Consider the following 24,937-nt stretch of genomic DNA (forward strand, 5'->3'; position numbering starts at 1 on the left):
TCTTCACTGGCCCCCAATTGTTCCTTCGCGCCGCCGTTCGGCGTGATTTAGCCGCCGGTGCTGCTGGCACCGCGGCCTGTTCTGAGGAGTACGCATGGCTGTCTACAACTACGACGTGGTGGTACTGGGTTCCGGCCCGGCGGGAGAAGGCGCGGCAATGAACGCCGCCAAAGCGGGGCGCAAGGTCGCGATGGTCGACAGCCGTCGTCAGGTCGGCGGCAACTGCACCCACCTCGGCACCATCCCGTCCAAGGCACTGCGTCACTCGGTGCGGCAGATCATGCAGTTCAACACCAACCCGATGTTCCGCGCGATCGGCGAGCCACGCTGGTTCTCCTTTCCGGACGTGTTGAAAAGCGCCGAAAAAGTCATTTCCAAACAAGTCGCATCACGCACCGGCTACTACGCCCGTAATCGCGTCGACGTGTTCTTCGGTACCGGCAGCTTCGCCGACGAGCAAACCATCGAAGTGGTCTGCGGCAACGGCGTGGTCGAGAAGCTGGTGGCGAAGCACATCATCATCGCCACCGGTTCGCGTCCGTATCGCCCGGCGGACATCGATTTCCACCACCCACGTATCTACGATAGCGACACCATCCTCAGCCTCGGCCACACCCCGCGCAAACTGATCGTTTACGGCGCTGGTGTGATCGGTTGCGAATACGCATCGATCTTCAGTGGTCTGGGTGTGCTGGTCGAGCTGGTCGACAACCGTGGCCAGTTGCTGAGCTTCCTCGACTCGGAAATTTCCCAGGCGTTGAGCTACCACTTCAGCAACAACAACATCACCGTGCGTCACAACGAAGAGTACGACCGCGTCGAAGGCGTGGACAACGGTGTGATCCTGCATCTCAAATCCGGCAAGAAGATCAAGGCCGACGCCTTGCTCTGGTGCAACGGCCGTACCGGTAACACCGACACGCTGGGTCTGGAAAACATCGGGGTCAAGGTCAACAGCCGTGGCCAGATCGAAGTCGACCAGAACTACCGCACCTGCGTGGAAAACATCTACGGCGCCGGTGACGTGATCGGCTGGCCAAGCCTGGCCAGTGCCGCCCATGACCAGGGTCGTTCGGCCGCTGGCAGCATCGTCGACAATGGCAGCTGGCGCTTCGTCAATGACGTGCCGACCGGCATCTACACCATTCCGGAGATCAGCTCGATCGGCAAGAACGAGCAGGAGCTGACCCAGGCGAAAGTGCCGTACGAAGTCGGCAAGGCGTTCTTCAAGAGCATGGCGCGGGCGCAGATTGCCGGTGAGCCGCAAGGCATGCTGAAGATCCTCTTCCACCGCGAAACGCTGGAAGTGCTCGGCGTGCACTGCTTCGGTTATCAGGCGTCGGAGATCGTGCACATCGGTCAGGCGATCATGAACCAGCCGGGCGAGCTGAACACCCTGAAGTATTTCGTCAACACCACGTTCAACTACCCGACCATGGCCGAAGCCTATCGGGTCGCGGCGTACGACGGCCTCAACCGGCTTTTTTGACGGGCTCCGGCCGGTGGCCTGAGCCGGCCGGGGAGACCGATTTCAGCAATTCTCAAGGGTGGCAGTGGCCAAACCGGGAAAGTCTGTAATCAGGCTGTCAACGCCGAAGTCGGCGAGTCTGCGCATCAGCGCAGGCTCGTTGACGGTCCACACCGACACATGCAGGCCCTGACGCTGCGCCTTCTGCAGGCGTTCCGGCGTACACAGCGTCCAGTTCAAGGCGAGAATCTCGCAGCCGTAGCTCGCCGCGACTTTCAGCGGATCGAGCCAGGCATATTCGGCCACCAGGCCACGGGATACGTCGGGTACCAGATCCAGCGCTGCCTTCAAGACTTCCCGCGAACTCGAAGTGATCGTCACCTTGTCGAGCAGGCCGTGGCGCTGAGCCATTTCCCGAATCGCCAGCACGGTAGTCGCCGCGCGGGTGCGTGATGCGCTTTTGACTTCCAGCTGCCAGTGCTCGAAATCACATTGCTCGAACAACTCTTCCAGCGTCGGAATCGGGCACGGCTTGATCCAGCCCGGGCCGCCCTTGCGCGCGTCGTAGGTGACCAGCTCGGCAGCGGTGTGCTCGACGACTTTGCCGCGACGGTCGGTGGTGCGCTTGAGGGTCGGGTCATGAATGACCATCAGCTCGCCGTCCTTGGACAGGTGCAGATCCAGTTCGCAGCGGCGCACGCCGTGCTTGAGGCATTCCTGAAAGCTGCTCAGGGTGTTTTCCGGTGCTTCGCCCTTGGCGCCGCGGTGGCCGTAGATGAGGGTCACGGTGCTTCCTTAAGTTAAATGCCAGATTCGTTCTGTTCGCGGGCCAGACGGCGTTCCTGAGCCTGCTTCTGCAAGATGTAGCGCGCGAGCAATTGGCGCTGGGCATCGGTCGGGCGCTCGAACTCGGTGCCGACGTCATAGCCATCGCCCTTGGGATCGCAATGGGTGACCCGGGCACGCAGCAGCAGGCCGAGTGCCTGCGGCATCAGCACCAGTTTCACCGACAGGTGTGCGCCAGTGGCAATCGGGGTCGGGTACTGAAAGTCGATCCCGCCCTCGGAGATGATCACCGGCTGCGGCTCGCCGATTTGGCCGAGCACGGTCAGGGCGATGACCTGGCTGAGCAGGTCGATGCGTTTGTTCTGCGATTTGAGGAACGCGGCGATGGCGCGGTCGCGCTCGCTGATCTGCCGCAACAGGTGCTGCGACTCGAATTCGCTCAGGTGCAGTTCGCTGAGCAGGTTGAAGAGTGGGGAAGCATCCTGCAACACTTCCTGGCCTGCGGCTTCGGGAGCGGACAGGGGCCGAATTTCCAGTGCGATCGTGTCCTCGATACGGTAGTATTCGCGGCGATCTTCTTCATCTAATGTCGACATGGCGAACCCATGGTAGCGGCGGTGGTCTGAGTGTAAAGCTGGTTTTCGACCCCCGCCACAAGGACGTTCCTTTTCCCTCCGAACAAGCCCCGACATGTTCAGACCTCTCTTCGTATTTATCGGCACGCGTTATACCCGTGCAAAGCGTCGCAATCATTTTGTGTCATTCATTTCCCTGACTTCGATGATCGGGCTCGCCCTTGGCGTGGTCGTAATGATCGTCGTGCTGTCGGTGATGAACGGCTTCGACCATGAGATGCGCACCCGCGTGCTGGGCATGGTGCCCCACGCCACTCTCGAGACCGGCGAGCCGATCAATGACTGGCAGAGACTGGCCGACAAGGTCAAGCAGAACCGGCAGGTCACGGCGGTGGCGCCGTTTACCCAGATGCAGGGCCTGCTGACCAACAACGGTCAGGTTTCCAAGGTGTTGCTCAATGCCATTGATCCTGCGCTCGAGCGCAATGTGTCGATCATCGACAACTTCATGAAGCAGGGCAAACTCGACGACCTGACTCCCGGCAGCTTCGGCATCGTCATCGGCGACAAGGCGGCGACCAAGCTCGGCGTCGGCATCGGTGACAAGGTCACCTTCGTCGCGCCGGAGGTCAGCGTGACCCCGGCCGGGATGTTCCCGCGCATGAAGCGCTTCACCGTGGTCGGCATTTTCCATGTCGGCGCCGGTGAGCTCGACGGCTACCTCGGCGTGACCAATCTGCAGGATCTGGCGAAAATGCATCGCTGGAAAGCCGATCAGGTGCAGGGCCTGCGGCTGAAGTTCGACGACCTGTTCCAGGCACCGCGTGAGGCGTGGAACATTGCCCAGCAGCTCGGCGAAGATCGTTACTACGCCCGCGACTGGACCCGCACCCACGGCAACCTGTATCAAGCGATCCGCATGGAAAAAGCCATGATCGGGCTGCTGTTGCTGCTGATCGTCGCCGTTGCCGCGTTCAACATCATTTCCACGCTGGTGATGGTGGTCAACGACAAGAAGGGCGACATCGCCATTCTGCGTACCCTCGGCGCGACACCGGGCACGATCATGCGCACGTTCATGGTTCAGGGCACGGTGATCGGCGTGGTCGGCACGGCCATTGGCGCGGTGGTCGGGATCCTTGCGGCGCTGAATGTCAGTGCGGCCATTTCGGCGCTTGAAGGGCTGATCGGCCACAAGTTCCTTAATGCTGACGTGTATTTCATTGATTATCTTCCTTCGCAGGTCCAGAGCCAGGACGTCGTCATGGTCTGCGCCGCTGCGTTGGTCCTGAGTTTCCTCGCCACCCTGTATCCCGCCTGGCGTGCCGCGCGCACCCAGCCGGCGGAGGCGTTACGTTATGAGTGAGTCGGGCATGAGTGAACAAGCAATTCTGAGCTGCCGTAACCTGGGCAAATCCTACGAGGAGGGTCCTGAGTCGGTACAAGTGCTGGCCGGCCTGCAACTGGAGTTGCACCCGGGCGAACGTGTAGCGATCGTGGGCAAATCCGGTTCCGGCAAAAGTACCTTGCTCAACCTGCTCGGCGGCCTCGATACGCCGAGCAAGGGCAGCGTCTGGCTCGACGGCGAAGAGCTGTCGGCGTTGAGCGAGAAGAAGCGTGGCCTGCTGCGCAATCGCGCGCTTGGTTTCGTTTATCAGTTTCACCACTTGCTGCCGGAATTCACCGCGCTGGAAAACGTCTGCATGCCGCTGTTGATCGGCAGGACCGCCATCCCGGAGGCGCGTCAGCGTGCCACGTCATTGCTGGAGCGTGTCGGGCTGGGCCATCGTCTGGAACACAAACCGGCGGAACTGTCCGGCGGCGAGCGTCAGCGCGTGGCCATCGCCCGTGCCCTGGTCAACAACCCGGGGCTGGTGATGCTCGATGAGCCAACCGGCAACCTCGACCTGCACACCGCCGAAGGCATCCAGGATCTGATGCTGGAGCTGAGCACGTCGATGCGCACGGCGTTCCTGGTGGTGACGCACGACATGAACCTGGCTCGCCAGATGGATCGCGTTCTGCAGTTGCAGGAAGGTTGCCTCACTCCCATCTGACTGGCTGAAACCCGGCGCCCGTAACGGCGCCGGGTCTTTTATTTCTATACGGTGCCCCAGCGAATGTTCAGACCGTTATCGATCTTTATCGGCACGCGCTATACCCGCGCCAAGCGCCGCAATCGCTTTGTTTCGTTCATTTCGATGACCTCGATGATCGGCCTCGCCCTCGGCGTGCTGGCGATGATCGTGGTGCTGTCGGTGATGAATGGCTTTCAGCGCGAAATGAGCTCGCGCATCCTCGGCATGGTGCCCCATGCGACCATCGTTGGCGTCAAGCCGATCGATGACTGGCAGCCGGTGGCCGCCGCCGCGATGAAAAATCCCGAAGTGACGGCCGCCGTGCCGTTCACCGAGATGGAAGGCATGCTGTCCTACAAGGGTTCGATGCAGCCGATTCAGATCAGCGGCGTTGATCCGGCCCAGGAAGGCAAGGTGTCGATCGTTGCCCAGCACATCGTCCAAGGTCGTCTGGATGCCTTGAAGCCGGGCGAATTCGGTGTGGTGATCGGTGAGATCACCGCGCGGCGTTTTCGCCTCAATGTCGGCGACAAGATCACCTTGATCGTTCCGGAAGTCAGTACCGCACCGGGCGGTATCACCCCGCGCATGCAGCGCCTGAATGTGGTTGGCGTGTTCAAGGTCGGCGCCGAGCTGGACGGCTCGATGGGCCTGATTCACGTCGCCGACGCCGCGACCATGCAGCACTGGCAACCGAATCAGGTGCAGAGTGTGCGTCTGGCGGTCAAGGATCTGTACGCTGCGCCGAAGGTGTCTGCGGACATTGCCGGTGGCCTCGGCGCTGACTTCAAGGCTGACGACTGGACTCACACCCAGGGCAGCCTGTTCAGCGCGATGAAGATGGAAAAAACCATGATCGGCCTGCTGTTGCTGATGATCGTCGCGGTGGCGGCGTTCAACATCATCGCGACGCTGATCATGGTGGTGAACGACAAGGGCGCCGACATCGCCATTCTGCGCACCATCGGCGCCACACCGCGACAGATCATGGCGATCTTCATGGTCCAGGGCACGGTGATCGGTATTGTCGGCACCATCATTGGCGGCGTGCTGGGCGTGATTGCGGCGCTCAATGTCAGCGAACTGGTCGGCTGGGTCGAGCGTGTGACCGGCCAGCATATCTTCAGTTCGGACGTGTATTTCGTCAGCAACCTGCCCTCGGAATTGCAGGGCGGTGATGTGCTGTTGATCTGCTCGGCGGGGTTCATTCTGAGCTTCCTGGCCACGGTGTATCCAGCGTGGCGGGCGGCGAAGATCGAACCGGCGCATGCGCTGAGATACTCGTAACCTTTAGACCGCCTTCGCGAGCAGGCTCGCTCCCACGGTTGGAATGCATTTCCCTGTGGGAGCGAGCCTGCTCGCGAAGGGGCCGGACCTGCTGGCCTCAGTTCTGCTTCGGTAACTGGATCACAAACCGCGTAAACCCCGCCTCCGATTCGCAATGAATCGTCCCGCCATGTGCCCGCACGATCGACTGGGTGATCGCCAACCCCAACCCCGCATGCTCACTGCTGCCTTCCTGCCGCGCCGGATCCGCTCGATAGAAGCGGTCAAACAGACGTGGCAGTAATTGCGCTGAAACCCCCTCGCCACTGTTTTCGACGCAGACGCGCACGATCTCCCCCTCGTCGACGATGCTCAAGCGCACATAACCCTCGGCCGGGGTAAACCGCAGTGCGTTATCCAGCAGGTTCGACAAGGCCCGGCGCAACATGCCGCGATCACCTTCGATTTGCGCTTCACCTTCACGGCTCAAACTCACGCCAGCGTCTTCCGCCAATGGCGCAAAAAACTCGAGCAACATGTCAGCTTCATCCGCCAGTTCCAGCGGTTCGCGCTTGGGCATCAGCAAGCCGTGGTCTGCCTTGGCCAGATAGAGCATGTCGTTGACCAGTTGCGCCATCCATTGCAGTTCTTCGAGGTTGCTGTGCAGCGCTTCGCGGTAGTCCTCCAGTGCGCGTGGGCGGGTGAGGGTGACCTGGGTGTGGGTCAGCAGATTCGACAACGGTGTGCGCAGCTCATGGGCGATGTCGGCGGAGAATGCCGAGAGGCGCTGAAACGAGTCGTCGAGGCGTTCGAGCATGGCGTTGAAGCTGTAGGCCATTTCTGCAAGCTCTGGCGGCATCTTCTCTTCAGGCAGTCGGGCATTCAGCGATTGCGCGGAAATCCCACGGGCCACTGCGCTCATCCGCCGCAACGGGCGCAGACCGCTGCGCGCGGCCCAGGCCCCGAGCAGGGCAGTAGCCAGCGCCGACAGGCCGACGGTCAGCCAGATCAGATGCTGCATGCGCGTAAGAAAATGCTGGTGATGGGTGATGTCCAGCAGCAGCGTCAGTTGTGGCGAATCCGCTGCGTCCGGGTAGAGCGGGGCGCGCAGCACGCGGTAATCGGTGCCGTCATGGCTGATGGTCGACAGGCCGGTTTGCAGCGGCAGATTCTTCGGAATCTGCACCGAGCTGTCATACCAGTGCTGGCCATCGCCACTGGTGATGCGCAACGACAGATCCGCCTGACGGCTGAGTTCATCGGCCAGCCGCGCCTCGCGCTGGGCAGGTTGGAGATCCTGCAAGGCGCGGCGCAGGCCGATCAGTTTCGTCTCCAGTTGTTGCTGATCAAGTTCGATGAAGTGCGCCTCGCTGGCGCGGTCGAACAGCACCCCGGCGAACAGCGAGACCACCGCAGTGCAGGCGGCAAACAACAGCGCCAGGCGCGTGCTCAAGGACAAACGACGCATCACAGCGAACGCTCTTCGAGCACGTAACCCATGCCGCGCACGGTGTGGATCAACTTGTTGGGGAAGTCATCGTCGATCTTCAGGCGCAAGCGGCGTATCGCCACTTCGATGACGTTGGTGTCGCTGTCGAAATTCATGTCCCAGACCTGCGAGGCGATCAGCGATTTGGGCAGGACTTCACCCTGACGGCGCAGGAGCATTTCCAGCAGGGCGAATTCCTTGGCGGTCAGGTCGATGCGCTGGCCGCTGCGTTCGACCCGGCGGCGGATCAGATCCAGGCGCAGATCGGCCAGTTGCAGACTGGTTTCCTGGGCGATTCCGCTGCCGCGCCGCAACAGGCTGCGCACCCGCGCGAGCAGCTCGGAAAAGGCGAATGGCTTGACCAGATAATCGTCGGCGCCCAGTTCGAGGCCGTGAACCCTATCCTCCACCGAGTCTTTGGCGGTGAGAAAAAGTACCGGCGTGTCGAGGCCGGCGCTGCGCACCGCTTGGAGAATCTGCCAGCCACTGCGCCCGGGCAGCATTACATCGAGGATCAACAGCGCGTAGTCGCCGCTCAAGGCCAATTGCTGGCCGCTGATTCCGTCGGCCACCAGCTCGGTATTGAATCCGGCCTCGGTCAGGCCCTGACGCAGGTATTGGCCGGTTTTCGCTTGGTCTTCGACGATCAACAGTTTCATGGGCGACTCGGGCGGGGTTGGTATTTGGAAGGGCGAGGGCGTTATACCGTGAGATCCGGCGATAAGCGCCAAGCTGACAAAGTTGTAATCTGCCTGTCAGGTCGAAGCCAGCCCGGGGTGGTTAGAGTTTCCCACAGGCTGAACCTTCTCTTGTTGGAGTACGACCATGTTTTTGCGCACCTCCCTGAAAATAGCCGCCTGTCTGCTGGCATTGAGTACGCCAGCATGGGCGACACCGGTGCACACCTTTGCCTTCGGCCAGCCGGCAGCGGCGAGCCAGGCCACGCGGACTATCGAAATCGTCATGGGCGACATGAACTTCGACCCGAAAGCCATACAGGTCAAGGCCGGTGAGACCATTCGCTTTGTGCTGGTGAATAAAGGCCAGTTACTGCACGAATTCAACCTCGGTGATGCGGCGATGCATGCCAGTCACCAGCAGGAAATGTTGCAGATGCAGCAAAGCGGCATGCTTACGCCTACCGGCATGAAAGAAATGCCCCACGACATGGCAGGCATGGATCACGCGGCGATGGGCCGTGGCATGCAGCATGACGACCCCAACAGCGTACTGGTTGAGCCCGGTAAAACTGCTGAGTTGACCTGGACCTTCAGCAAGGCAACGGCGCTCGAGTTTGCCTGCAATATCCCCGGGCATTATCAGGCTGGCATGGTCGGCAAACTCACAGTCAGTCAGTAAGCACTCAAAGGCGCGGGCAAAGGCTGGTAGAATCCGCTGATTCTTCAGTCAGGTTTCCGCCATGCATCCCGCAGCCGAACATTCGCCGCTGGGCAAATCCAGCGAATACATCGCCACGTACACACCGTCCCTGCTGTTCCCGATTCCGCGTACCGCGAAATGGGCCGAGCTGGGCCTGACCGCCGAAACCCTGCCGTATAAAGGCGTGGATTTCTGGAACTGCTTCGAGCTGTCGTGGCTGCTGCCCTCGGGCAAGCCGGTGGTGGCAATCGCTGAATTCAGCATCCCGGCGGATTCGCCGAACATCATCGAATCGAAGTCGTTCAAGCTCTACCTCAACTCGCTGAACCAGACGCCGTTCGCCGACGTCGCGACATTGCAAGCGACGCTGGTCAAGGATCTGTCCGCCGCTGCCGGCAAACCGGTGGGCGTGCGGGTGCGCAGTCTGAAAGACGTGGAAGCTGAAGGTGTGGTGGCGTTGCCGGGCGTGTGCATCGACGATCTGGATATCAGCGTCAGCAACTATGAGCATCCGCGTCCGGAACTGCTGCGTTGCGATGCTTCGCGGATCGTTGAAGAGAGCGTGCACAGCCACTTGCTCAAATCCAACTGCCCGGTGACCAGCCAGCCGGACTGGGGCAGCGTCGTGGTGGAATATCGCGGCGCCGCGCTGGATCACGCCAGCCTGCTGGAGTACATCGTCAGCTTCCGCCAGCATTCGGACTTCCATGAGCAATGCGTGGAGCGGATTTTTCTCGATCTGCAGCGGTTGTTGAAGCCGGAGAAACTCACGGTGTTTGCGCGCTATGTGCGCCGGGGTGGGCTGGATATCAACCCGTATCGCAGCACTGAACAGGTGCAGTTGCCGAATCACCGGCTCGTACGTCAATAAAGAAACGGAATGTGCGATATCCCTTGTGGGAGCGAGCCTGCTCGCGAATGCGGTGGTTCATTCAACGATGATGTCGACTGACATGACGCCTTCGCGAGCAGGCTCGCTCCCACAAGGGCTTGCATGCACATTTTGCAAATGAAAAAGCCCTGCCATCGCTGGCAGGGCTTTTTTGTGCGGCGGGGCGTCAGATGCCCATGCTGCCCAGCGTATTCATGATATTGCGCAGGGTGCCGGCGATCGCCGGGTGTTCGACTTCGAAGCGCTCGACCGCCAGGTTCACACCATCGGCGATGCTCGCGTCCTGGGTGGCGGTCTCCAGCTGGATCTTAGATTCAATCTGCGCCATCAACTCACGCAGATCCTCACGCTCGACTTCCGACAGCGGTGGATTCTGTTCCAGCTGCTCGCGCAGGGTATCGAGCTGTTTTTGCAGTTCATGGGCGGGCATGGTGGTTTCCTTTTATCAATAGGCACTGGCATTGACCGCAGCCGCGCGCCAAAGGTCTATGGCTGACCTTTAGATTAATCCACTCTCGGTAAACCTGCATGACGCCGATCAGGGCTTTTCGCCTTTGGCGCGGCGCAGGCTGATGTCGGCGAGGCAGGCGTCCAGTTCGCCGAGATGATCGATCACCGAATGCACACCCAGGCCGAACAACTGCACGGTTGCCTTGCCGCGCAACTGTTCGCGCTCCTTTTGCGAGAGCGCCTGCCATTCGCTTGGGTTAAGGCCGCACAGCGAGCCGCAGGACGCCAGACCAATTGTCCATAATCCGGCGTTCAGGCCGGCCTGTAACAGCCGCGGTTCACCGCTGACCAGTACGCAGCCATCGAGGCGATCGATGTTCAGATCCATCAATGCCTGCCAGCACGCATTGGGCGCTGGCCATGGATTCATTGTTGCTGAATGTTGCGGCGGTTTGATCCAGTCTGGCAGCGAGGCGGCCAGTGGCTGAGCGAGGGCAGGGGGCAATTCGTCGAGCCACGCGCAGGGAATTCCCTGGCGCTGCAAACTTTTCAGGCTATCGAGTGCGCCGGGCGTAGTTTGGGCATGTTCCGGCTGGGCGTTGAGCTCTTGCGCGGCGCGGGCACCGAAATCCACCAGGCAACCGCTCAGGCCGAACAGCACGGCAGTCAGGCCGGGCGCGGCGACGGGCAAGGTTTCGGCGTGAGTCATGGCAACGTCCCTGAAATAACGCTCAAGACTAGGGCGCTGGGGTGACAGTTGCATGACAGGCGGGTGAAAGCCGGCGTAGGAAACTTCCTGCATATCCTTGCAGCGGCAGACTGCCCAAATTGCCGTTTACGCTTATACTAGCGGCCTTAATGCCCGGGCCGAGAGGACCGCGCCAGTATCGAATCCAAGGAGTTTTTCTATGCGCTGGAGCCCTTCGCTCACTCAGCTAAGTGTATGTGCCAGCCTGTTGCTGGCGCCGTTCGCCACCCAGGCGGCCACCGAAGAAGACCCTTGGGAAAGCGTCAACCGGCCGATTTTCCAGTTCAACGACTTCGTTGACACCTACGCGCTGAAGCCATTGGCGCAGGGTTATGAGTTCATCACCCCGCAGTTCGTTGAAGACGGCATTCACAATATGTTCCGCAACGTCGGTGACGTGACCAACCTGGCGAACAACATCCTCCAGGCCAAACCGGCTGCGGCGGGCGTTGATACCGCCCGACTGATTTTCAACACCACCTTCGGTCTGCTCGGTTTCTTCGACGTCGGCACCAAGATGGGCTTGAACCGCAGCGACGAAGACTTCGGTCAGACCCTCGGTTACTGGGGCGTGGGCAGCGGCCCGTACGTGATGCTGCCGCTGATGGGCCCGAGCACCCTGCGTGACGCACCGTCGAAATACGTCGACAGCTTCACCGGCGCGTACCGCTACATCGACCACGTGCCGACGCGTAACTCGATCTTCGGCCTGAACATCGTCGACACCCGCGCCAGCCTGCTGTCGAGCGAGAAGCTGATCAGCGGCGACAAATACACCTTCATCCGCAATGCTTACCTGCAAAACCGCGAGTTCAAGGTGAAGGACGGTCAGGTCGAAGACGATTTCTGATTTCGACCGGCGACAGAAAGGCGACCCTCGGGTCGCCTTTTTTGTCCGCGCCAGAGCGTCACCGGCGACTGCCGCTACCTTCCATCGGGTTACCGTTGGAGCGGTTCTTATAACTCCCGGTGATTTGACAAACAAAGTCGTCAAGCGACAATCGGCGCATGCTTGAAACGCTCTGCGGATGGGAGTACCGTCTGCGCCTTAGAAGGGCACCTCTGTTTAAAACCGCGCGCCAGGCGAATGCTTGAAAGCGCTGCAACAGAGAGGCTAGAAAGCGAATCCAGTAGTCTGCGCAGGGCCGTTGCCCCGCTCACTACGCCAACCTAATTCTGGCGCCGTTTGCCCACATGCCAAAAACCAGTGCCACGCTGCTGATAATCGATGATGACGAGGTAGTGCGCGCGAGCCTCGCGGCCTATCTGGAAGACAGTGGTTTCAGCGTCCTGCAGGCCGGCAACGGTCAACAGGGTCTTCAGGTATTCGAGCAAGACGAGCCCGATCTGGTCATCTGCGATCTGCGCATGCCGCAGATGGGCGGTCTCGAACTGATCCGTCAGGTCACCGAGCGCTCACCCGATACGCCGGTGATCGTGGTCTCGGGTGCCGGGGTGATGAATGACGCGGTCGAGGCCCTGCGCCTGGGCGCGGCGGATTACCTGATCAAGCCTCTCGAAGATCTGGCTGTGCTCGAGCACTCCGTGCGCCGGGCCCTGGATCGTGCGCGGCTGCTGCTGGAAAACCAGCGCTACAGCGAGAAGCTGGAAAAGGCCAACCGCGAGCTCGAAGCCAGCCTGAACCTGCTCCAGGAAGACCAGAACGCCGGTCGCCAGGTGCAGATGAACATGCTGCCGGAAAGCCCGTGGAGCATTGACGAATTCAATTTTGCCCACCAGATCATCCCGTCGTTGTACCTGTCGGGTGATTTTGTCGACTATTTCCGTGTCGACGAGCGCCGGGTCGCGTTTTATCTGGCGGATGTTTCCGGGCATGGCGCGTCATCAGCCTTCGTCACCGTGCTGTTGAAGTTCATGACCACGCGTTTGCTCTTCGAATCGAAACGCAGCGGTACCTTGCCGGAGTTCAAGCCTTCGGAAGTGCTCGGTCATATCAACCGGGGGCTGATCAGTTGTAAGCTGGGTAAACACGTCACAATGGTCGGTGGAGTCATCGACGAGGAGACCGGTTTGTTGACCTATAGCATTGGCGGCCATCTGCCTTTGCCTGTGTTGTACACGCCTGACAGTGTTCGTTATCTCGAAGGCCGTGGCCTGCCGGTGGGGCTTTTCAATGAAGCCACTTACGAAGACCACGTGCTTGAGCTGCCGCCGACGTTCAGCCTGACGCTGATGTCTGATGGCATTCTGGACCTTTTGCCGGAAGCAACGCTCAAAGAAAAAGAGGCTGCTTTGCCCGAACGGGTGAAGTCAGCGGGCGGCAGCCTGGATGGTCTGCGGCAAGTGTTTGGTTTGGCCACGCTAGGGGAGATGCCGGATGATATCGCCCTGTTGGTGTTGAGCAGGAATCTTTAATGAGTACCGGTAGAATCCAGTTCGCCGAGCAGGACGGCACCTTCGTCCTGAAGTTCGTCGGTGAAGTTCGCCTGACCCTGTGTTCGGCGTTGGATGCGACTATTGAGAAAATCTTCACCGCGCTGAATTTCAACGCGATCGTGATCGATTTGACCGAAACCCGCAGCATCGACAGCACCACCTTGGGCCTGCTGGCCAAACTGTCGATCCTGTCGCGGCAGAAGGTCGGCCTGTTGCCGACGGTTGTCACCACCCACGAAGACATCACTCGGCTTTTGCAGTCGATGGGCTTCGAGCAGGTGTTCAACATCGTCAACCACCCGGTGCCGTGCCCGGAGTGCCTGGACGACCTGCCGGATCAGGACCAATCCGAAGAAGTGGTGCGAATCAAGGTGCTGGAAGCGCACAAGATTCTCATGGGCCTGAACGATTCCAATCGTGAAGCGTTTCATGATCTGGTCAATGCGCTCGAAAGACATTGATTTCATGAAGTGATGGTGTCTGGGCTGGCCTCATCGCGGGCAAGCCCGCTCCCACAATGATCGCGTGAAACCTCAAACTTGGGTTCTCCACATACCCTGTGGGAGCGGGCTTGCCCGCGATGGCGTCGGGTCGGTCGATACATTTATCAGTGCAGGCAAAATGAAAAAGGGCGAACCCTCACAGGTTCGCCCTTTTTGCATTTGCATTCTACAAACTCAAATCACAGCTTGGCCTGCAGCAACGCTTCCAGCTTCTCCTGGTCGCGCGCGAACTGACGGATGCCTTCAGCCAGTTTCTCGGTGGCCATCGCGTCCTCGTTGGACAACCAGCGGAATTGCGCTTCGTTGAGGCTCAGACGCGCTTCACCGGCATTGCCTGGCGCCAGTTTGCGTTCCAGCTTGCCGGTATCGGCGGCCAGCTTCTCCAGCAGTTCCGGGCTGATGGTCAGGCGATCACAGCCAGCCAGTTGTTCGATCTGGTTGATGTTACGGAAGCTGGCCCCCATGACTACGGTCTTGTAGTCATTGGCCTTGTAGTAGTTGTAGATGCGCGTCACCGACTGCACGCCAGGATCATCGGCGCCGGTGTAGTCGTTGCCGTTGGCCTTCTTGTACCAGTCGTAGATACGGCCCACGAACGGCGAAATCAGGAACACCCCGGCGTCGGCGCAGGCGGCCGCCTGGGCGAAGGAGAACAGCAGGGTCAGGTTGGTCTGGATGCCTTCCTTCTCGAGGATCTCGGCGGCGCGGATGCCTTCCCAGGTCGAGGCGATCTTGATCAGCACGCGGTCACGGCCGACGCCGGCCTTGTCGTACAGCTCGATCAGACGATGCGCACGCTTGAGGATCGCATCCTGATCGAAGGACAGGCGCGCATCCACTTCGGTGGAGATGCGGCCCGGAACCACGTTGAGAATTTCCTTGCCCACTGCGACGCCGAAACGGTCGCTGGCCAGGCCGACATCGCCCTTGCAGTCGCGAACGCAATCGTTCAGCAGTTCGGCGTAACCGTGAATGGCCGAAGCCTTGAGCAGCAGGGAAGGGTTGGTGGTGGCATCGGTCGGTTTGACTCGGGCGATCGCTTCGAAGTCGCCGGTGTCGGCAACTACGGTGGTGAACTGTTTGAGTTGTTCCAGCTTGGAAGTCATGGGCGTGCTCTATCCTATGGGTCTGAAGACATTACCCGAGCGCTGACGGGCACTCAAGGGTGCATTCGTGGATCGATGGCCCCTGCGGCAACAACCTGAAAACGATTGTTTGAAAGGCGGGGCGCGGTGTCGCTGAATACGATGCCAAAACAGCCCACAGGTTCAAAGCAACCGACCTGTGAACAGACCGGTTGCCCAAGGTTTACTCAGCGTTCAACAGACCTTCTACCGACAAGCGTGCCGGTTTTGGCTGGCCGTCAGAGGTGAGAAAGCCGAAGTTCTTCTCGCGATCGTTGCTGCCCGAATCACTGTTCCGCCATTCATAGATAGAGGTCAGGGGAATATTGAGGCGTTTAACGTCGGTAATAAACGCGTTGATTTTGCTCGCTTGTCCTTCAGGGCCACCGTTGGAGGCGAGGGCCGAAACCCCCCATTCACTGATGACCCCCGGCAGATTGAAGTTCTGCTGGATGAACGTCTGCGCGTTGCTGATCTGCGTGGCGGTCATGCCGTAAGGGTGATAGGACACGGCGTTCAAGCATTTGGGGTAATCGCTGACGATACTTTTCATCGCCACCGTCGACGCCGAGCCGGCGCTGGGCGGCCGGGCGAAGCCGAAACCGACCCGTGGCGTCGTCTGCGGCTGACCTTCGAATGCCTTGCACATGCCAGCCATGAACGGCACGAAGGTGGTGTCGAAATTGCGCGTCGGCCAATAGGTTTCCAGGTCAGGCTCGTTCCAGATTTCGATCGCCACCAATTGCGAACTCCAGGTTTTTTCCAGCCCGGTCACGGTGTTGGCGAACTTACCGCCGGCGGCGTTCAGCTCCTCCGGCGAAGTGGCCGGCAGTGCCTTGATTGCGCGCACCGTCAGCAGCACCGGCAGCCCGGCGGAAGCGGCGGCGGCGAAGGCGTCACTGACCTGTTTCTGATACGTCTTGGCGGTGAGGCTGTCGCTCCACACGCCGAAGCGCACAAAGCTGAAGCCTGCGGCCTTGATTTGCGCGGCATCGGCGGCGGTGAAGCTCTGGATTTTCACCTGCACGCCGATGGTTTTTGCTGGAAGGTTGGGGAACAGCTCACTGGCGTGAACCTGGCTGGCGGCACCGAGCGCCATCAGGGCGAGGGCGGCGAGTTTATTGCGCTGTGCTGTTTTCATGTCTGCTCTCCTGAAGAGAATGACAACTACGAATATTTGTCCCGTTACTCAATTTCCGATAACGGTGATGGCACTAAGTGCGCGAATGTTATTTTTTGTCAGGAAAACAGCAACTGAAAATCACAGTTATTTTTAGTCCGCTAATTGTGGTTGGGGCGGCTTAAAACGCTGTGGTACTTAATGTTCCTGTACTAACAGGGCGAAGCTATTTCTGAGTGCAGGAAAGTCGAGAGGGTTCATTAACTTTCACGGCATGTTGGCTGTTTGATATTACACAGGAAAGCAAGACTTGTTCAAAAAGATCCTCGTTGTCTGCGTGGGCAATATCTGCCGAAGTCCTACGGCTGAACTGCTGCTGCGCAACGCGCTGGGCCAGTCCGCCATCACCGTGTCCTCTGCCGGGCTGTCCGCCCGCGTGGGCGAGGGCGTGGAGGCCTCGGCGCGGCAGGTTCTCGAAGAGCACGGGCATTGCGCCGAGGCCTTCAAGGCGCGGCAACTGACCTCGGACATCGTCAATGACTCGGACCTGATCCTGGTCATGGAAAAGACCCACGTCAATCAAGTGCTGAAGATTGCCTCCCACGCCCGAGGCAAAGTGTTTCTGCTCGGCAAGTGGCAGAGCGAGCGCGAAATACATGATCCGTATCGTCAAGGCAAAGCCGCGTTTATTCATGCCCACGCATTGATTGAAGATGCTGTTAGTTCATGGGCAAAGCGTCTCGGGCATTGATGAATCTTCTTCAGAACAGTAAATGGTAAGAACAGACTTATGCAGTTACCGTCCGTAATCGGCACCCGCGACAATGATCAAGACAGTATTGATCTGCTCGGCATCTTCGGCAGCCTGATCGACCAGAAGTGGCTGATCGGCGCGCTGACCGGTGCCTTCATGGTCACCGGCGTCGCCTATGCGGTTCTGGCAACGCCGGTTTACCTGGCGAACGCGCTGGTGCAGGTCGAACCGAAAAAGAACGACATGCTCGGTTTCTCCGACCTCAACAGCATGCTCGGCGGGCAATCGCCGTCGGTGACCGAAATCGGCATCATCAAATCCCGCGCGGTGATCGGCAAAACCGTTGACGACCTGCGCCTGGATATCGACGTCACCCCCAACACGTTCCCGTTGATCGGTGGCTTTCTTTCGCGGCGTTATCGCGGAGACAGCGAGACCAGCGTCGCGCCGCCGCGTTTCGGTTTGAACAGTTACGCCTGGGGTGGCGAGCGTCTGGAGTTCAACCGGCTGCAATTGCCGAAAGACTTGCTCGGCAAGAAACTTACCCTGATTGCCGGCGAGCAGCAGCGCTTTGAGCTGTTCGATGAAAACGACAATCTGCTCGCCGAAGGCGTGGCCGGCGAAGCGTTTGCCAACGACGGCGTAGAAGGGCAGATCGCGCACTTGTCGGCCAACCCCGGCACGCGCTTTCAGGTGGTGCGCAATCCACGCATCGTGACCATTCAGGGCTATCAGGACGCGCTGGATATCTCCGAACAGGGCAAGGAGTCGGGGATCATTCGTCTGGCGCTGGCCAGCTCGGACGCGGCCGAGGCGGTGAAGATCCTCAACAAGATCGCCTCGCTCTACGTCGAACAGAACGTACGGCGCACCTCGGCGGAAGCCGCGCAGAGCCTCGCTTTTCTGCAAAGCCAGTTGCCCCAGGTCAAGCGTGATCTGGCCAAGGCCAGCGACGCCTTGAATGCTTACCAGACCCACGGCAAGACCGTGAACATTTCGCTGGAAACCCAGTCGGTGCTGGGCCAGTCGGTGGCGCTGGAAACGCGCATTTCCGAGCTGAAAATGCAGCAGGCCGAACTCGATCGCAAGTTCACCAAACAGCACCCGGCCTATCGCGCCTTGATGACGCAGATCGGCGAATTGACCCAGCAGAAGAAATCCCTCGAAGGCAAGGTTCAGGACTTGCCGGCCACCCAGCAGGAACTGCTCAACCTGACCCGCGACGTCGAGGTGGCTTCGCAGATCTACACGCAGTTGCTGAACAAATCCCAAGAGCTCGACATCGTCCGCGCCGGGGCCGTCGGCAACGTGCGCCTGATCGACACTGCCGATGTCGACCTGACCAATCCGATCAAACCGAAGAAACCACTGATCGTGCTGATCGCGACATTGCTCGGCGCGTTTGTCGGCGTGGCGCTGGTGCTGCTGCGCAAGTCCCTCAGCCGAGGCCTTGAAGGTCCGGAGGGCATCGAGCAGTTGGGCCTGCCGGTTTATGCGTCGATTCCCTACAGCGCCTTGCAGGAAGAAGAGGACAACAAAAAGGGCCGCGCCCGCGATGGCGTCGACAAGCCGGCGTACCTGCTGGCGCTGCGCAACCCGACTGATCTGTCGATCGAATCGATCCGCAGCCTGCGCACCTGCCTGCACTTTGCCGGGCTCGATTCGACCAACAACCGCATCATGATTTCCGGGCCAAGCCCGCAGGTCGGCAAGACCTTCGTCTCGTCCAACCTTGCGGCGGTCATGGCCCTGAGCGGCCAGCGCGTGGTGCTGATCGATGCCGACATGCGCAAAGGGCATCTGCACAAAACCCTCAACACCCCGATCAGCAATGGTTTGTCCGACCTGCTGGTCAAGCGCTGCACCCTCGAACAGGCGATCAACAAGGTCGAAGTCGACAACCTGCATTTCATCAGCCGGGGGCAAGTGCCGCCCAATCCTTCCGAATTGCTTATGCACGCCAACTTTCGCGAACTGCTGGCAGAACTCAGCGAGCGCTACGACCTGGTGATCATCGACACGCCGCCGCTGTTGGCAGTGACCGATGCTGCCATCGTCGGTCGCGAAGCCGGCATCAGCCTGATCGTCACCCGCTTCGGCGTGAACCCGGCCAAAGAGATCGAACTGACCATTCGCCGCTTCGCCCAGAACGGCATCGAGTTGAAAGGCGCGGTGTTCAACGGCGTCGAGAAGCGTGCGGCCAGCTATTACGGCGGCACTGGCTATTACAACTACGAATACGCGTCCGACAAATCCTGATGGTTGCCGATTGTTCTTTCCTGTTTGAAGTGGGTGAGTTGTGAAAAAAATACTGCACGTGGCAGAGACGATCAAAGGTGGCGTGGCGACGGTGATCCGCACGATCTCGGCATCCCCCGAAGATGACGCGGCGAATTATCAACTGGTCTATCTGGTGCCCGAGGATCAGGCCAGGGAGCTGCACGGCATCGCCCCGCAGCAGGTGCGCACCTTTCCACGCAGTGGTCGCAACGTGCCATCGCTGCTGCGTTTCGCCTGGCGTCTGAGCCAGGTGCTGCTCAAGGAAAAACCCGACGTGGTGCATTTGCACAGCACCTTTTCCGGGGTGATCGGCCGTGTTGTGTGCGTGCTGTTGCGACCATGGCGCAAGCCGAAAATCGTCTACTGCCCGCATGCGTTTTCGTTCCTGATGGAAAGCTCGCCGACCAAGCAGAAGGTCTATGCGTGGATCGAGCGGGTGTTGCAGAAAGTCACCGACGTGATCATTTGCGTCAGCCAGTACGAGCTGGATAAAGCCGCGCGTTTCGGCATCGAACGCAAGCGCATGAAGCTGATCTACAACGGCATTCATCACAAGGATGACGCGCCGAAAAGCGCTGGCGCCGAGCCGATTCATCTGCTGTTCGTCGGGCGCCTGGATTACCAGAAAGGCTTCGACGTGCTGCTCAAGGCCTACGCCAAGGTCAATCGCAACGACCTCAAACTGACGGTGGTTGGCAGTGCGGTAAACGAGGACTCGGTGGAGTGCCCGCCGATGGATTCGGTCGAGTACCTGCCGTGGGTGACCCCGAGTGAAGTGCAGGCGCTGTATCAGAAAGCCGATGCGCTGATCGTGCCGAGTCGCTGGGAAGGCTTTGCCATGGTGCCGCTGGAAGGCATGGCCATGGGGCTGCCGGTGATTGCCAGCAACTGCACTTCACTGCCGGAACTGGTCACCAACGAAGTGTCCGGCTACGTGTTTCCGTCCGGCGATCACCAGGCGCTGGCCGACGTGTTGACGATCATCCAGAAGCCGCGCCTGCTCGACCTCGGCAACGAAGGCCGGAGCATTGTCCGCGAACGCTTCAGCGCCGCGTTGATGATCCGCCAGACCTACGACCTGTATCACGCTCCCACTTATTAAGTAGAACTCAAGCTTATGAACGTAACGATTTTGCATGGCTACAGTGCGTCCAACTCCGGTGACGGTCTGCTCGTCGATCTGGCCATTGCTCTGGTGCAGCGTAACTTCGGCGACGACACCGCGATCAGTGTCGTGGCGTCCGACCCTGAGTCGTTCAACTATCTGCCGCACCCGCGTTTCGATGCGCCGGTGATGGCGGCCAAGGGTCTGGGGCGGGTCAAGCAAGCGGTGTTTCTCAATCAGTCCTACGCCGGGCTCGCCGATCTGCTGAAGAAGACCGATCTGATCGTCGGTGTCGGCGGCGGCTACATGCGTTCGAAAAGCGCCTTCGAGCACATCAAGCTTAAGCTTGGCCACGCCAAGCAACTGGAAACCGCGATTCTCAGCAAAGTGCCTTCGGTTTACCTGCCGCAGAGCATCGGCCCGTTTCATGGCGAGAGCAGCAAGATCGTTGAACACTACGCCAGCGCTGATGCGGTGTTCGTGCGTGACAACCGTTCCTCGGCAATTTTTGATGCTTGCGAAAACGTCTACCGCGCGCCGGATCTGGCCGTGCAGTCGCTGGCGAGCAAGATTCTTCAGCAACCGAAATTCACCCGCTGCGCCGCCTCGCCGGCGACGGTGTGCGTGGTGCTGCGCAAGCCCCCGGAGTGGAGCAAAGAGAAGAAGGTCGCCTACGTGGCCAATCTGAAACTGCTGCTGCAGCGTCTGAAGAACAAAAGCAAAGTGGTCTGCGCCGTGCAAAGCGCCGTACGTGGCAACGATGACGGCGCGTTCTACCGCGAGCTGGGCATCAACGAAGATCTGCTGTCGCTGAAGGCAACCATTGCCAAGTACCAACCGGACCTGGTGATCTCGGTGCGTCTGCACGGCGCCATCGAATCGCTGCTCTCCGGCGTGCCGGCGTATCACATCAGCTACGAGCGCAAAGGCTTTGGCGCCTATCAGGACATGGGCGTCGAGGACTGGGTGATCAACGGCGGCGATATCGACGTCGACACCATCATCAACACCGTTTACGCACCGAATGCGCTGGCGGATTTCGGCAAGCGCCTGACCGACACCTGCCGCGAAATCGAAGCGAAAACCGTGGCCATGGACGAAATCATCAAGGGTGTCGTTCGATGATATTTCGGCTGTTGCTTCGCGGCGGAGCCTTGGGCGCGAAGTTCTTGCTGGTGTTGGCCATCACCCATTACCTCGGTTACGAGGCGCTGGGCTTTTATGGTGTGGTGGTCGCGGCGTCGTTGATCGCTTCGAAGTTCTACAGCGTCGGCTTCAGTTCCGAAATAAACCGGCTGATCAGCGTCGGCGGCAGTTCGCGGCGGGTGGTCGACAAGGTTCTGCTGCTGTATCTGGCGGTGGGGCTGTTGCTGTCGGTGCTGACGGTACTGATCTATTCGCTGTTCCAGTCGGTGGAAGCAACCGCCACGTTGATCCTGTGCGTGACGCTGGTGCTGCTCACCGAGCACCTGTCGTTCGAAATCAATTCCTTCGTGTTTTCCGCGCAGAAAGCCACCGCCGGTGCCTTGCTATTCTTCATCAAGACTGGCCTGTGGGCGGTGTTGGCGGTGGGCGGCATGGTGCTCGGCTGGGTCGCGGGCATCGCCAGTGTGTTGTGGCTGTGGGTCGCCGCCAACGTGCTGGTGATCGTCGCTGGTTATTTGATCGTGGTGAACGTGCACAAGGGCCGCGAAGCCGCGCCGCTGGACACCGCCACGGTGTGGAAGGCCGGGTTGCCGTTCTATCTTGGCACCGGTCTGATCGCCCTGAGTCAGTACGCTGAGCGCTTTCTGATCATCGACCTGGAGCCCTACGCCAGCCTCGGTAAATATGTGTATGCGTGGTCGGCGGCCAACACTTTGCAGGCGTTGTCCTATGCGGTGGTGGCAGTGGTCGGCATTCCGGTGTTGGCCAAGCGTTTCCAGGCCGATCAGCAGGCATTTACGGTCAGGCAACTGTTCGTCAACAAATGGGTGATGCGCTCGCTGGTGGTCTCCGCCGTTGTGGCCGTGGCGATCTATGTGTTTTTCAATGTGCTGCTCGATTACGTCGCCGCCAGCGTGCCGCGTCCGGATAACGCGCTCCTCGCGGTGCTGATCTTTTCGTTCGCCTTGCGGGCGATTGGCGACATTGTCTGGGGCGGTTTGATTGCCTCGAAAAACAGCCGGGTGTCGCTGGCCAGCGCGGCGCTCTGCCTGCTGATTTCAGTGCCGGTCAGCTATGTGCTGATCAAGCATTACTCGATCTATGGCGCGGCGTGGGGCAATGTTTTCGCCATCGTCGTGCAGCTCAGTGTGATTGCAGTGTTGACCCGTGTCACCGGCGCGAAAAAGGCTGCGCTGTCATGGGCCTGAAACTGCCGCGCATCGAGTTTCGTGGGCGCAAATTCGATTCGTCGATTTCCTTTCTGATTCTGTTCACCGGGCTGTTTCTGTCAGTGGCGATGCCGCTGTTGGTGCCGCGCGATCCGGGGCCGGATGCGATGACCTTGTGGTCGTCGTATGCGCGCGCCGACAACTGCAATTTCTGGAATCCGTTCTCGCCGGATCGCTCGTCCTACGAGTGTTCGGCGTTCCTGCTGCGGCCCACCGGGATCAACCTGACCAATGCCTGGGCCTACGGCATGTTCTGCAATTTCTTCCTCACCGCAATTCCGGTAGTGGTGTTCCGGCGCATGCCGTTGACCATTTTCGGCACCCTGTGCCTATGGGGCATCGTGCGTTCGTTTTTCCTCGAGAACCTGACCAAGGAAATCATCGTGTCGGTGGCGGTGTTGAGCATTCTGCTCAGCGCATTGACGCGCAAATATCGCGGCGGTTTTTTTCTTTCGGCGGTGATTTACGGTGTGCTGATCCGGCCGTACTGGATTCTGTTTTCGCTGTCGTGGGTCGGCGTCTGCGTGATGAAAAAGTACGTCTCGCGTTTCACCTTCTTTCTGATGCTGTTCCTGTTTTATCTGGCGGTGGCCATGGCCATTCAGCTGGCGCTGGGCTTTCCGGTGTCGTCGATCCGCGCCAGTAACAACGAGCTGCGCACGGCGGGCGAGGAGGGCTCGAAATCGCTGATCGTCTCGTGGCTCAGCGGCAGTGACTTCGTCTCCCAGGCACTGGATTCGATGATCATTTTCTTCCGCCTGTCGTTCCCGGTTGAGCTGATTCTGCTGTCCGGGCCGGGGCAGGTGATCTTTGTTGCGCTGATGATCATGACTGCACTGCTGCTGTTCAAGGTCATCACTTCGACCGACTACAAGGGCGCGCCGATCCAGACCAAACCCAAGGAACTGATCGCGATTCCGCTGGCGTTTCTGTTGGTACAAGGCTTGTTCGAGCCGGACTTCGGCTCCTTCGCCCGCCACTTCTCGATGGTCGTGCCGGTGTTGTTCGTTGGCCTGGGCTTGATGCTGCGCGCGAACAAACCGGCGCAGGTCGAATCAAGAATTCTCACTTAAGGCAGGTGCTCTATGTCGAGCAAGAAAAAATCCCTGGAGATCGAAACCCTGCGCGGCCTGGCGTGCCTGCTGCTGGTGCTCTATCACGTCATCGGCCCGCTGGGCGGCGGCTTGAAGATCGACATCGGCTCACCGTTCCGGGTCATCGCCGACTCGATGGTGTACGTGCGCATGCCGCTGTTCACGTTCATCTCCGGCTACATCTATTCGATCTACAAGATTCGCGGTAATGACTTTTCCGCCTTCTTCGCTGGCAAGGTGCGGCGGCTGATCGTGCCGCTGTTCTGCGTCGGCGTGCCGTTCTCGGTGCTGCAAGCGGTGGGGCCGGGGGTGAACAAGGACGTCGGCGTGATCGATGCGTTGTTGTCGTTCTGGGTACCGATCAACCACTTCTGGTTCCTGCAGGCGGTGTTCAGCATTTTCATCTTCGTCGGCTTGCTGGAGTGGCGCGGCCTGCTGCGTTCGGCGACGCGGTTGTATGGTTTGTTTGCGTTTGCGGCGGTGCTGTTCCTGCTGCCGCCGTTGCCGCTGGATGCGTTCGGTATCAACGGTGCGATTTACCTGCTGCCGTTTTTTGTTGCAGGGATGATCGGTCAGGAAAATGTCGATATTTTGAAGCAGCGTTTCAAAGTGATCGGGCCGCTGTTGTTTGTGCTGATCTCGCTGACGCTGTTGTACGTCGCGGCGATCGATCGTGAGCTGATTGTCGATCGCCGCAGCCTGATTGGTTTAGCTGTGGGTTGCGTGTCTTGCATCGCGTTGCTGTCGAGTGACATGCGCTCGAAAGCGCTGACCTGGCTCGGTGGATATTCCTATGCGATTTTCCTTTTTCATGTGCTGTTCGCAGCGACCTCGCGGTTTGTCCTCGGGCGCCTCGGCGTGAAGGATGAGAGCTTGCTGGTGCTCGGTGGTCTGAGTTGTGGATTGCTCGGGCCGGTGCTGTTGGCGATGGTGTTCAGCCGGTTCAATTTCACCTCGGTGCTGTTCCTTGGCGAGCGCGCGGCGAAGCGGAAACCGTTGGCGCCCATCACCCCGGTGGTACAGACGCAATCCTCCCTGTAGGAGCTGACGAGT

At 59.7% G+C, this 24,937-nt stretch carries 24 protein-coding genes; 16 read left to right on the forward strand and 8 right to left on the reverse strand.

Going from position 1 to position 24,937, the window contains the following annotated elements:
* The first annotated feature begins 94 nt into the window (after positions 1–94).
* Entirely contained in the window at positions 95–1,489 is a 1,395-nt protein-coding gene (gene sthA, locus AC0IXA_RS03195; protein WP_016775479.1) for a Si-specific NAD(P)(+) transhydrogenase, read from the forward strand.
* Positions 1,490–1,531: 42 nt separating this feature from the next.
* Here the strand turns inward: sthA and AC0IXA_RS03200 are convergent, their stop codons facing one another.
* Complete coding sequence (locus tag AC0IXA_RS03200; RefSeq protein ID WP_008087738.1) at positions 1,532–2,254, reverse strand: glycerophosphodiester phosphodiesterase; 723 nt, start codon at positions 2,252–2,254, stop codon at positions 1,532–1,534.
* Between the two features lie 14 nt (positions 2,255–2,268).
* A complete protein-coding gene (locus tag AC0IXA_RS03205; RefSeq protein WP_350570859.1) occupies positions 2,269–2,850 on the reverse strand; it encodes a PilZ domain-containing protein in 582 nt (193 codons plus the stop codon).
* A gap of 94 nt (positions 2,851–2,944) precedes the next feature.
* Between AC0IXA_RS03205 and AC0IXA_RS03210 the strand changes: the two genes are divergently transcribed.
* The 3 genes from AC0IXA_RS03210 (at position 2,945) to AC0IXA_RS03220 (ending at position 6,194) form a co-directional block, all read left to right on the forward strand.
* Positions 2,945–4,195, forward strand: coding sequence for a lipoprotein-releasing ABC transporter permease subunit (locus tag AC0IXA_RS03210; protein WP_471811672.1), 1,251 nt, complete (start codon positions 2,945–2,947; stop codon positions 4,193–4,195).
* Positions 4,188–4,886, forward strand: a complete 699-nt coding sequence (lolD, locus tag AC0IXA_RS03215) for a lipoprotein-releasing ABC transporter ATP-binding protein LolD (protein ID WP_471811674.1) — start codon at positions 4,188–4,190, stop codon at positions 4,884–4,886. The genes AC0IXA_RS03210 and lolD overlap by 8 nt, the downstream gene beginning before the upstream one ends.
* Before the next feature lie 63 nt (positions 4,887–4,949).
* The gene (locus AC0IXA_RS03220) at positions 4,950–6,194 is read left to right on the forward strand and encodes a lipoprotein-releasing ABC transporter permease subunit (RefSeq protein WP_024013627.1); all 1,245 of its coding nucleotides are present in this window, start codon (positions 4,950–4,952) and stop codon (positions 6,192–6,194) included.
* A gap of 97 nt (positions 6,195–6,291) precedes the next feature.
* Here AC0IXA_RS03220 and AC0IXA_RS03225 read toward each other — a convergent pair whose 3' ends face one another.
* Positions 6,292–7,641, reverse strand: a complete 1,350-nt coding sequence (locus AC0IXA_RS03225; RefSeq protein ID WP_471811676.1) for a heavy metal sensor histidine kinase — start codon at positions 7,639–7,641, stop codon at positions 6,292–6,294.
* Entirely contained in the window at positions 7,641–8,321 is a 681-nt protein-coding gene (locus AC0IXA_RS03230; protein ID WP_123441992.1) for a heavy metal response regulator transcription factor, read from the reverse strand. Before AC0IXA_RS03230 ends, AC0IXA_RS03225 begins: the two co-directional genes overlap by 1 nt.
* A 166-nt stretch (positions 8,322–8,487) precedes the next feature.
* On the opposite strand from AC0IXA_RS03230, the gene copI reads away from it, so the two are divergent.
* Together copI and queF are read left to right on the forward strand one after the other, a co-directional pair.
* The gene (gene copI, locus AC0IXA_RS03235; protein WP_471811678.1) at positions 8,488–9,021 is read left to right on the forward strand and encodes a copper-resistant cuproprotein CopI; all 534 of its coding nucleotides are present in this window, start codon (positions 8,488–8,490) and stop codon (positions 9,019–9,021) included.
* Positions 9,022–9,082: 61 nt separating this feature from the next.
* Positions 9,083–9,913, forward strand: coding sequence for an NADPH-dependent 7-cyano-7-deazaguanine reductase QueF (queF, locus tag AC0IXA_RS03240; RefSeq protein WP_471811680.1), 831 nt, complete (start codon positions 9,083–9,085; stop codon positions 9,911–9,913).
* Positions 9,914–10,100: 187 nt separating this feature from the next.
* Here queF and AC0IXA_RS03245 read toward each other — a convergent pair whose 3' ends face one another.
* Positions 10,101–10,364 carry a DUF4404 family protein gene (locus tag AC0IXA_RS03245; RefSeq protein ID WP_471811682.1) on the reverse strand — a complete coding sequence of 88 codons (264 nt, stop codon included), beginning with the start codon at positions 10,362–10,364 and terminating at the stop codon, positions 10,101–10,103.
* 108 nt (positions 10,365–10,472) lie between these two features.
* Positions 10,473–11,093, reverse strand: coding sequence for an HAD family phosphatase (locus AC0IXA_RS03250; protein WP_341637065.1), 621 nt, complete (start codon positions 11,091–11,093; stop codon positions 10,473–10,475).
* Positions 11,094–11,292: 199 nt separating this feature from the next.
* Between AC0IXA_RS03250 and AC0IXA_RS03255 the strand changes: the two genes are divergently transcribed.
* The 3 genes from AC0IXA_RS03255 (at position 11,293) to rssC (ending at position 13,990) form a co-directional block, all read left to right on the forward strand.
* Entirely contained in the window at positions 11,293–11,982 is a 690-nt protein-coding gene (locus AC0IXA_RS03255) for an MlaA family lipoprotein (protein WP_016775470.1), read from the forward strand.
* Between the two features lie 344 nt (positions 11,983–12,326).
* On the forward strand, positions 12,327–13,508 hold the full coding sequence (rssB, locus tag AC0IXA_RS03260) for a two-component system response regulator RssB (RefSeq protein WP_024013622.1): 1,182 nt from the start codon (positions 12,327–12,329) through the stop codon (positions 13,506–13,508).
* Complete coding sequence (gene rssC, locus AC0IXA_RS03265) at positions 13,508–13,990, forward strand: anti-sigma factor antagonist RssC (protein ID WP_003226553.1); 483 nt, start codon at positions 13,508–13,510, stop codon at positions 13,988–13,990. Before rssB ends, rssC begins: the two co-directional genes overlap by 1 nt.
* 221 nt (positions 13,991–14,211) lie before the next feature.
* On the opposite strand, the gene tal is transcribed toward rssC, so the two are convergent.
* Together tal and AC0IXA_RS03275 are read right to left on the reverse strand one after the other, a co-directional pair.
* A complete protein-coding gene (tal, locus tag AC0IXA_RS03270; protein ID WP_016775468.1) occupies positions 14,212–15,138 on the reverse strand; it encodes a transaldolase in 927 nt (308 codons plus the stop codon).
* Between the two features lie 202 nt (positions 15,139–15,340).
* Entirely contained in the window at positions 15,341–16,297 is a 957-nt protein-coding gene (locus tag AC0IXA_RS03275) for a glycosyl hydrolase family 5 (protein WP_122508323.1), read from the reverse strand.
* A 289-nt stretch (positions 16,298–16,586) separates the two neighbouring features.
* Here AC0IXA_RS03275 and AC0IXA_RS03280 point away from each other — a divergent pair, with 289 nt between their 5' ends.
* From AC0IXA_RS03280 to AC0IXA_RS03310, 7 genes are read left to right on the forward strand one after another with little or no spacing between them, the layout of a single operon-like run.
* Positions 16,587–17,027, forward strand: coding sequence for a low molecular weight protein-tyrosine-phosphatase (locus tag AC0IXA_RS03280; RefSeq protein ID WP_041477312.1), 441 nt, complete (start codon positions 16,587–16,589; stop codon positions 17,025–17,027).
* 39 nt (positions 17,028–17,066) lie between these two features.
* Positions 17,067–19,289, forward strand: a complete 2,223-nt coding sequence (locus AC0IXA_RS03285) for a polysaccharide biosynthesis tyrosine autokinase (protein WP_471811686.1) — start codon at positions 17,067–17,069, stop codon at positions 19,287–19,289.
* Between the two features lie 40 nt (positions 19,290–19,329).
* Positions 19,330–20,412, forward strand: coding sequence for a glycosyltransferase (locus tag AC0IXA_RS03290; RefSeq protein ID WP_122603757.1), 1,083 nt, complete (start codon positions 19,330–19,332; stop codon positions 20,410–20,412).
* Positions 20,413–20,427: 15 nt separating this feature from the next.
* On the forward strand, positions 20,428–21,540 hold the full coding sequence (locus AC0IXA_RS03295) for a polysaccharide pyruvyl transferase family protein (RefSeq protein WP_041477306.1): 1,113 nt from the start codon (positions 20,428–20,430) through the stop codon (positions 21,538–21,540).
* Entirely contained in the window at positions 21,537–22,769 is a 1,233-nt protein-coding gene (locus AC0IXA_RS03300; protein WP_341637070.1) for an oligosaccharide flippase family protein, read from the forward strand. Before AC0IXA_RS03295 ends, AC0IXA_RS03300 begins: the two co-directional genes overlap by 4 nt.
* Positions 22,760–23,863, forward strand: coding sequence for a hypothetical protein (locus AC0IXA_RS03305; protein WP_024013616.1), 1,104 nt, complete (start codon positions 22,760–22,762; stop codon positions 23,861–23,863). The genes AC0IXA_RS03300 and AC0IXA_RS03305 overlap by 10 nt, the downstream gene beginning before the upstream one ends.
* Before the next feature lie 12 nt (positions 23,864–23,875).
* Positions 23,876–24,925 carry an acyltransferase family protein gene (locus AC0IXA_RS03310; protein ID WP_341637071.1) on the forward strand — a complete coding sequence of 350 codons (1,050 nt, stop codon included), beginning with the start codon at positions 23,876–23,878 and terminating at the stop codon, positions 24,923–24,925.
* Positions 24,926–24,937: the final 12 nt, after the last annotated feature.

The sequence above is a fragment of the Pseudomonas sp. AC083 genome (assembly GCF_979253165.1).

Coding starts and splice junctions, on each gene's coding strand:
- AC0IXA_RS03210 (WP_471811672.1), top strand. CDS start 2,945: ATGTTCAGACCTCTCTTCGTATTTATCGGCACGCGTTATACCCGTGCA.
- rssC (WP_003226553.1), top strand. CDS start 13,508: ATGAGTACCGGTAGAATCCAGTTCGCCGAGCAGGACGGCACCTTCGTC.
- AC0IXA_RS03305 (WP_024013616.1), top strand. CDS start 22,760: ATGGGCCTGAAACTGCCGCGCATCGAGTTTCGTGGGCGCAAATTCGAT.
- AC0IXA_RS03255 (WP_016775470.1), top strand. CDS start 11,293: ATGCGCTGGAGCCCTTCGCTCACTCAGCTAAGTGTATGTGCCAGCCTG.
- AC0IXA_RS03310 (WP_341637071.1), top strand. CDS start 23,876: ATGTCGAGCAAGAAAAAATCCCTGGAGATCGAAACCCTGCGCGGCCTG.
- AC0IXA_RS03300 (WP_341637070.1), top strand. CDS start 21,537: ATGATATTTCGGCTGTTGCTTCGCGGCGGAGCCTTGGGCGCGAAGTTC.
- queF (WP_471811680.1), top strand. CDS start 9,083: ATGCATCCCGCAGCCGAACATTCGCCGCTGGGCAAATCCAGCGAATAC.
- AC0IXA_RS03205 (WP_350570859.1), bottom strand. CDS start 2,850: ATGTCGACATTAGATGAAGAAGATCGCCGCGAATACTACCGTATCGAG.
- tal (WP_016775468.1), bottom strand. CDS start 15,138: ATGACTTCCAAGCTGGAACAACTCAAACAGTTCACCACCGTAGTTGCC.
- sthA (WP_016775479.1), top strand. CDS start 95: ATGGCTGTCTACAACTACGACGTGGTGGTACTGGGTTCCGGCCCGGCG.
- copI (WP_471811678.1), top strand. CDS start 8,488: ATGTTTTTGCGCACCTCCCTGAAAATAGCCGCCTGTCTGCTGGCATTG.
- AC0IXA_RS03245 (WP_471811682.1), bottom strand. CDS start 10,364: ATGCCCGCCCATGAACTGCAAAAACAGCTCGATACCCTGCGCGAGCAG.
- AC0IXA_RS03285 (WP_471811686.1), top strand. CDS start 17,067: ATGCAGTTACCGTCCGTAATCGGCACCCGCGACAATGATCAAGACAGT.
- AC0IXA_RS03275 (WP_122508323.1), bottom strand. CDS start 16,297: ATGAAAACAGCACAGCGCAATAAACTCGCCGCCCTCGCCCTGATGGCG.
- AC0IXA_RS03295 (WP_041477306.1), top strand. CDS start 20,428: ATGAACGTAACGATTTTGCATGGCTACAGTGCGTCCAACTCCGGTGAC.
- AC0IXA_RS03230 (WP_123441992.1), bottom strand. CDS start 8,321: ATGAAACTGTTGATCGTCGAAGACCAAGCGAAAACCGGCCAATACCTG.
- rssB (WP_024013622.1), top strand. CDS start 12,327: ATGCCAAAAACCAGTGCCACGCTGCTGATAATCGATGATGACGAGGTA.
- lolD (WP_471811674.1), top strand. CDS start 4,188: ATGAGTGAGTCGGGCATGAGTGAACAAGCAATTCTGAGCTGCCGTAAC.
- AC0IXA_RS03220 (WP_024013627.1), top strand. CDS start 4,950: ATGTTCAGACCGTTATCGATCTTTATCGGCACGCGCTATACCCGCGCC.
- AC0IXA_RS03225 (WP_471811676.1), bottom strand. CDS start 7,641: ATGCGTCGTTTGTCCTTGAGCACGCGCCTGGCGCTGTTGTTTGCCGCC.
- AC0IXA_RS03250 (WP_341637065.1), bottom strand. CDS start 11,093: ATGACTCACGCCGAAACCTTGCCCGTCGCCGCGCCCGGCCTGACTGCC.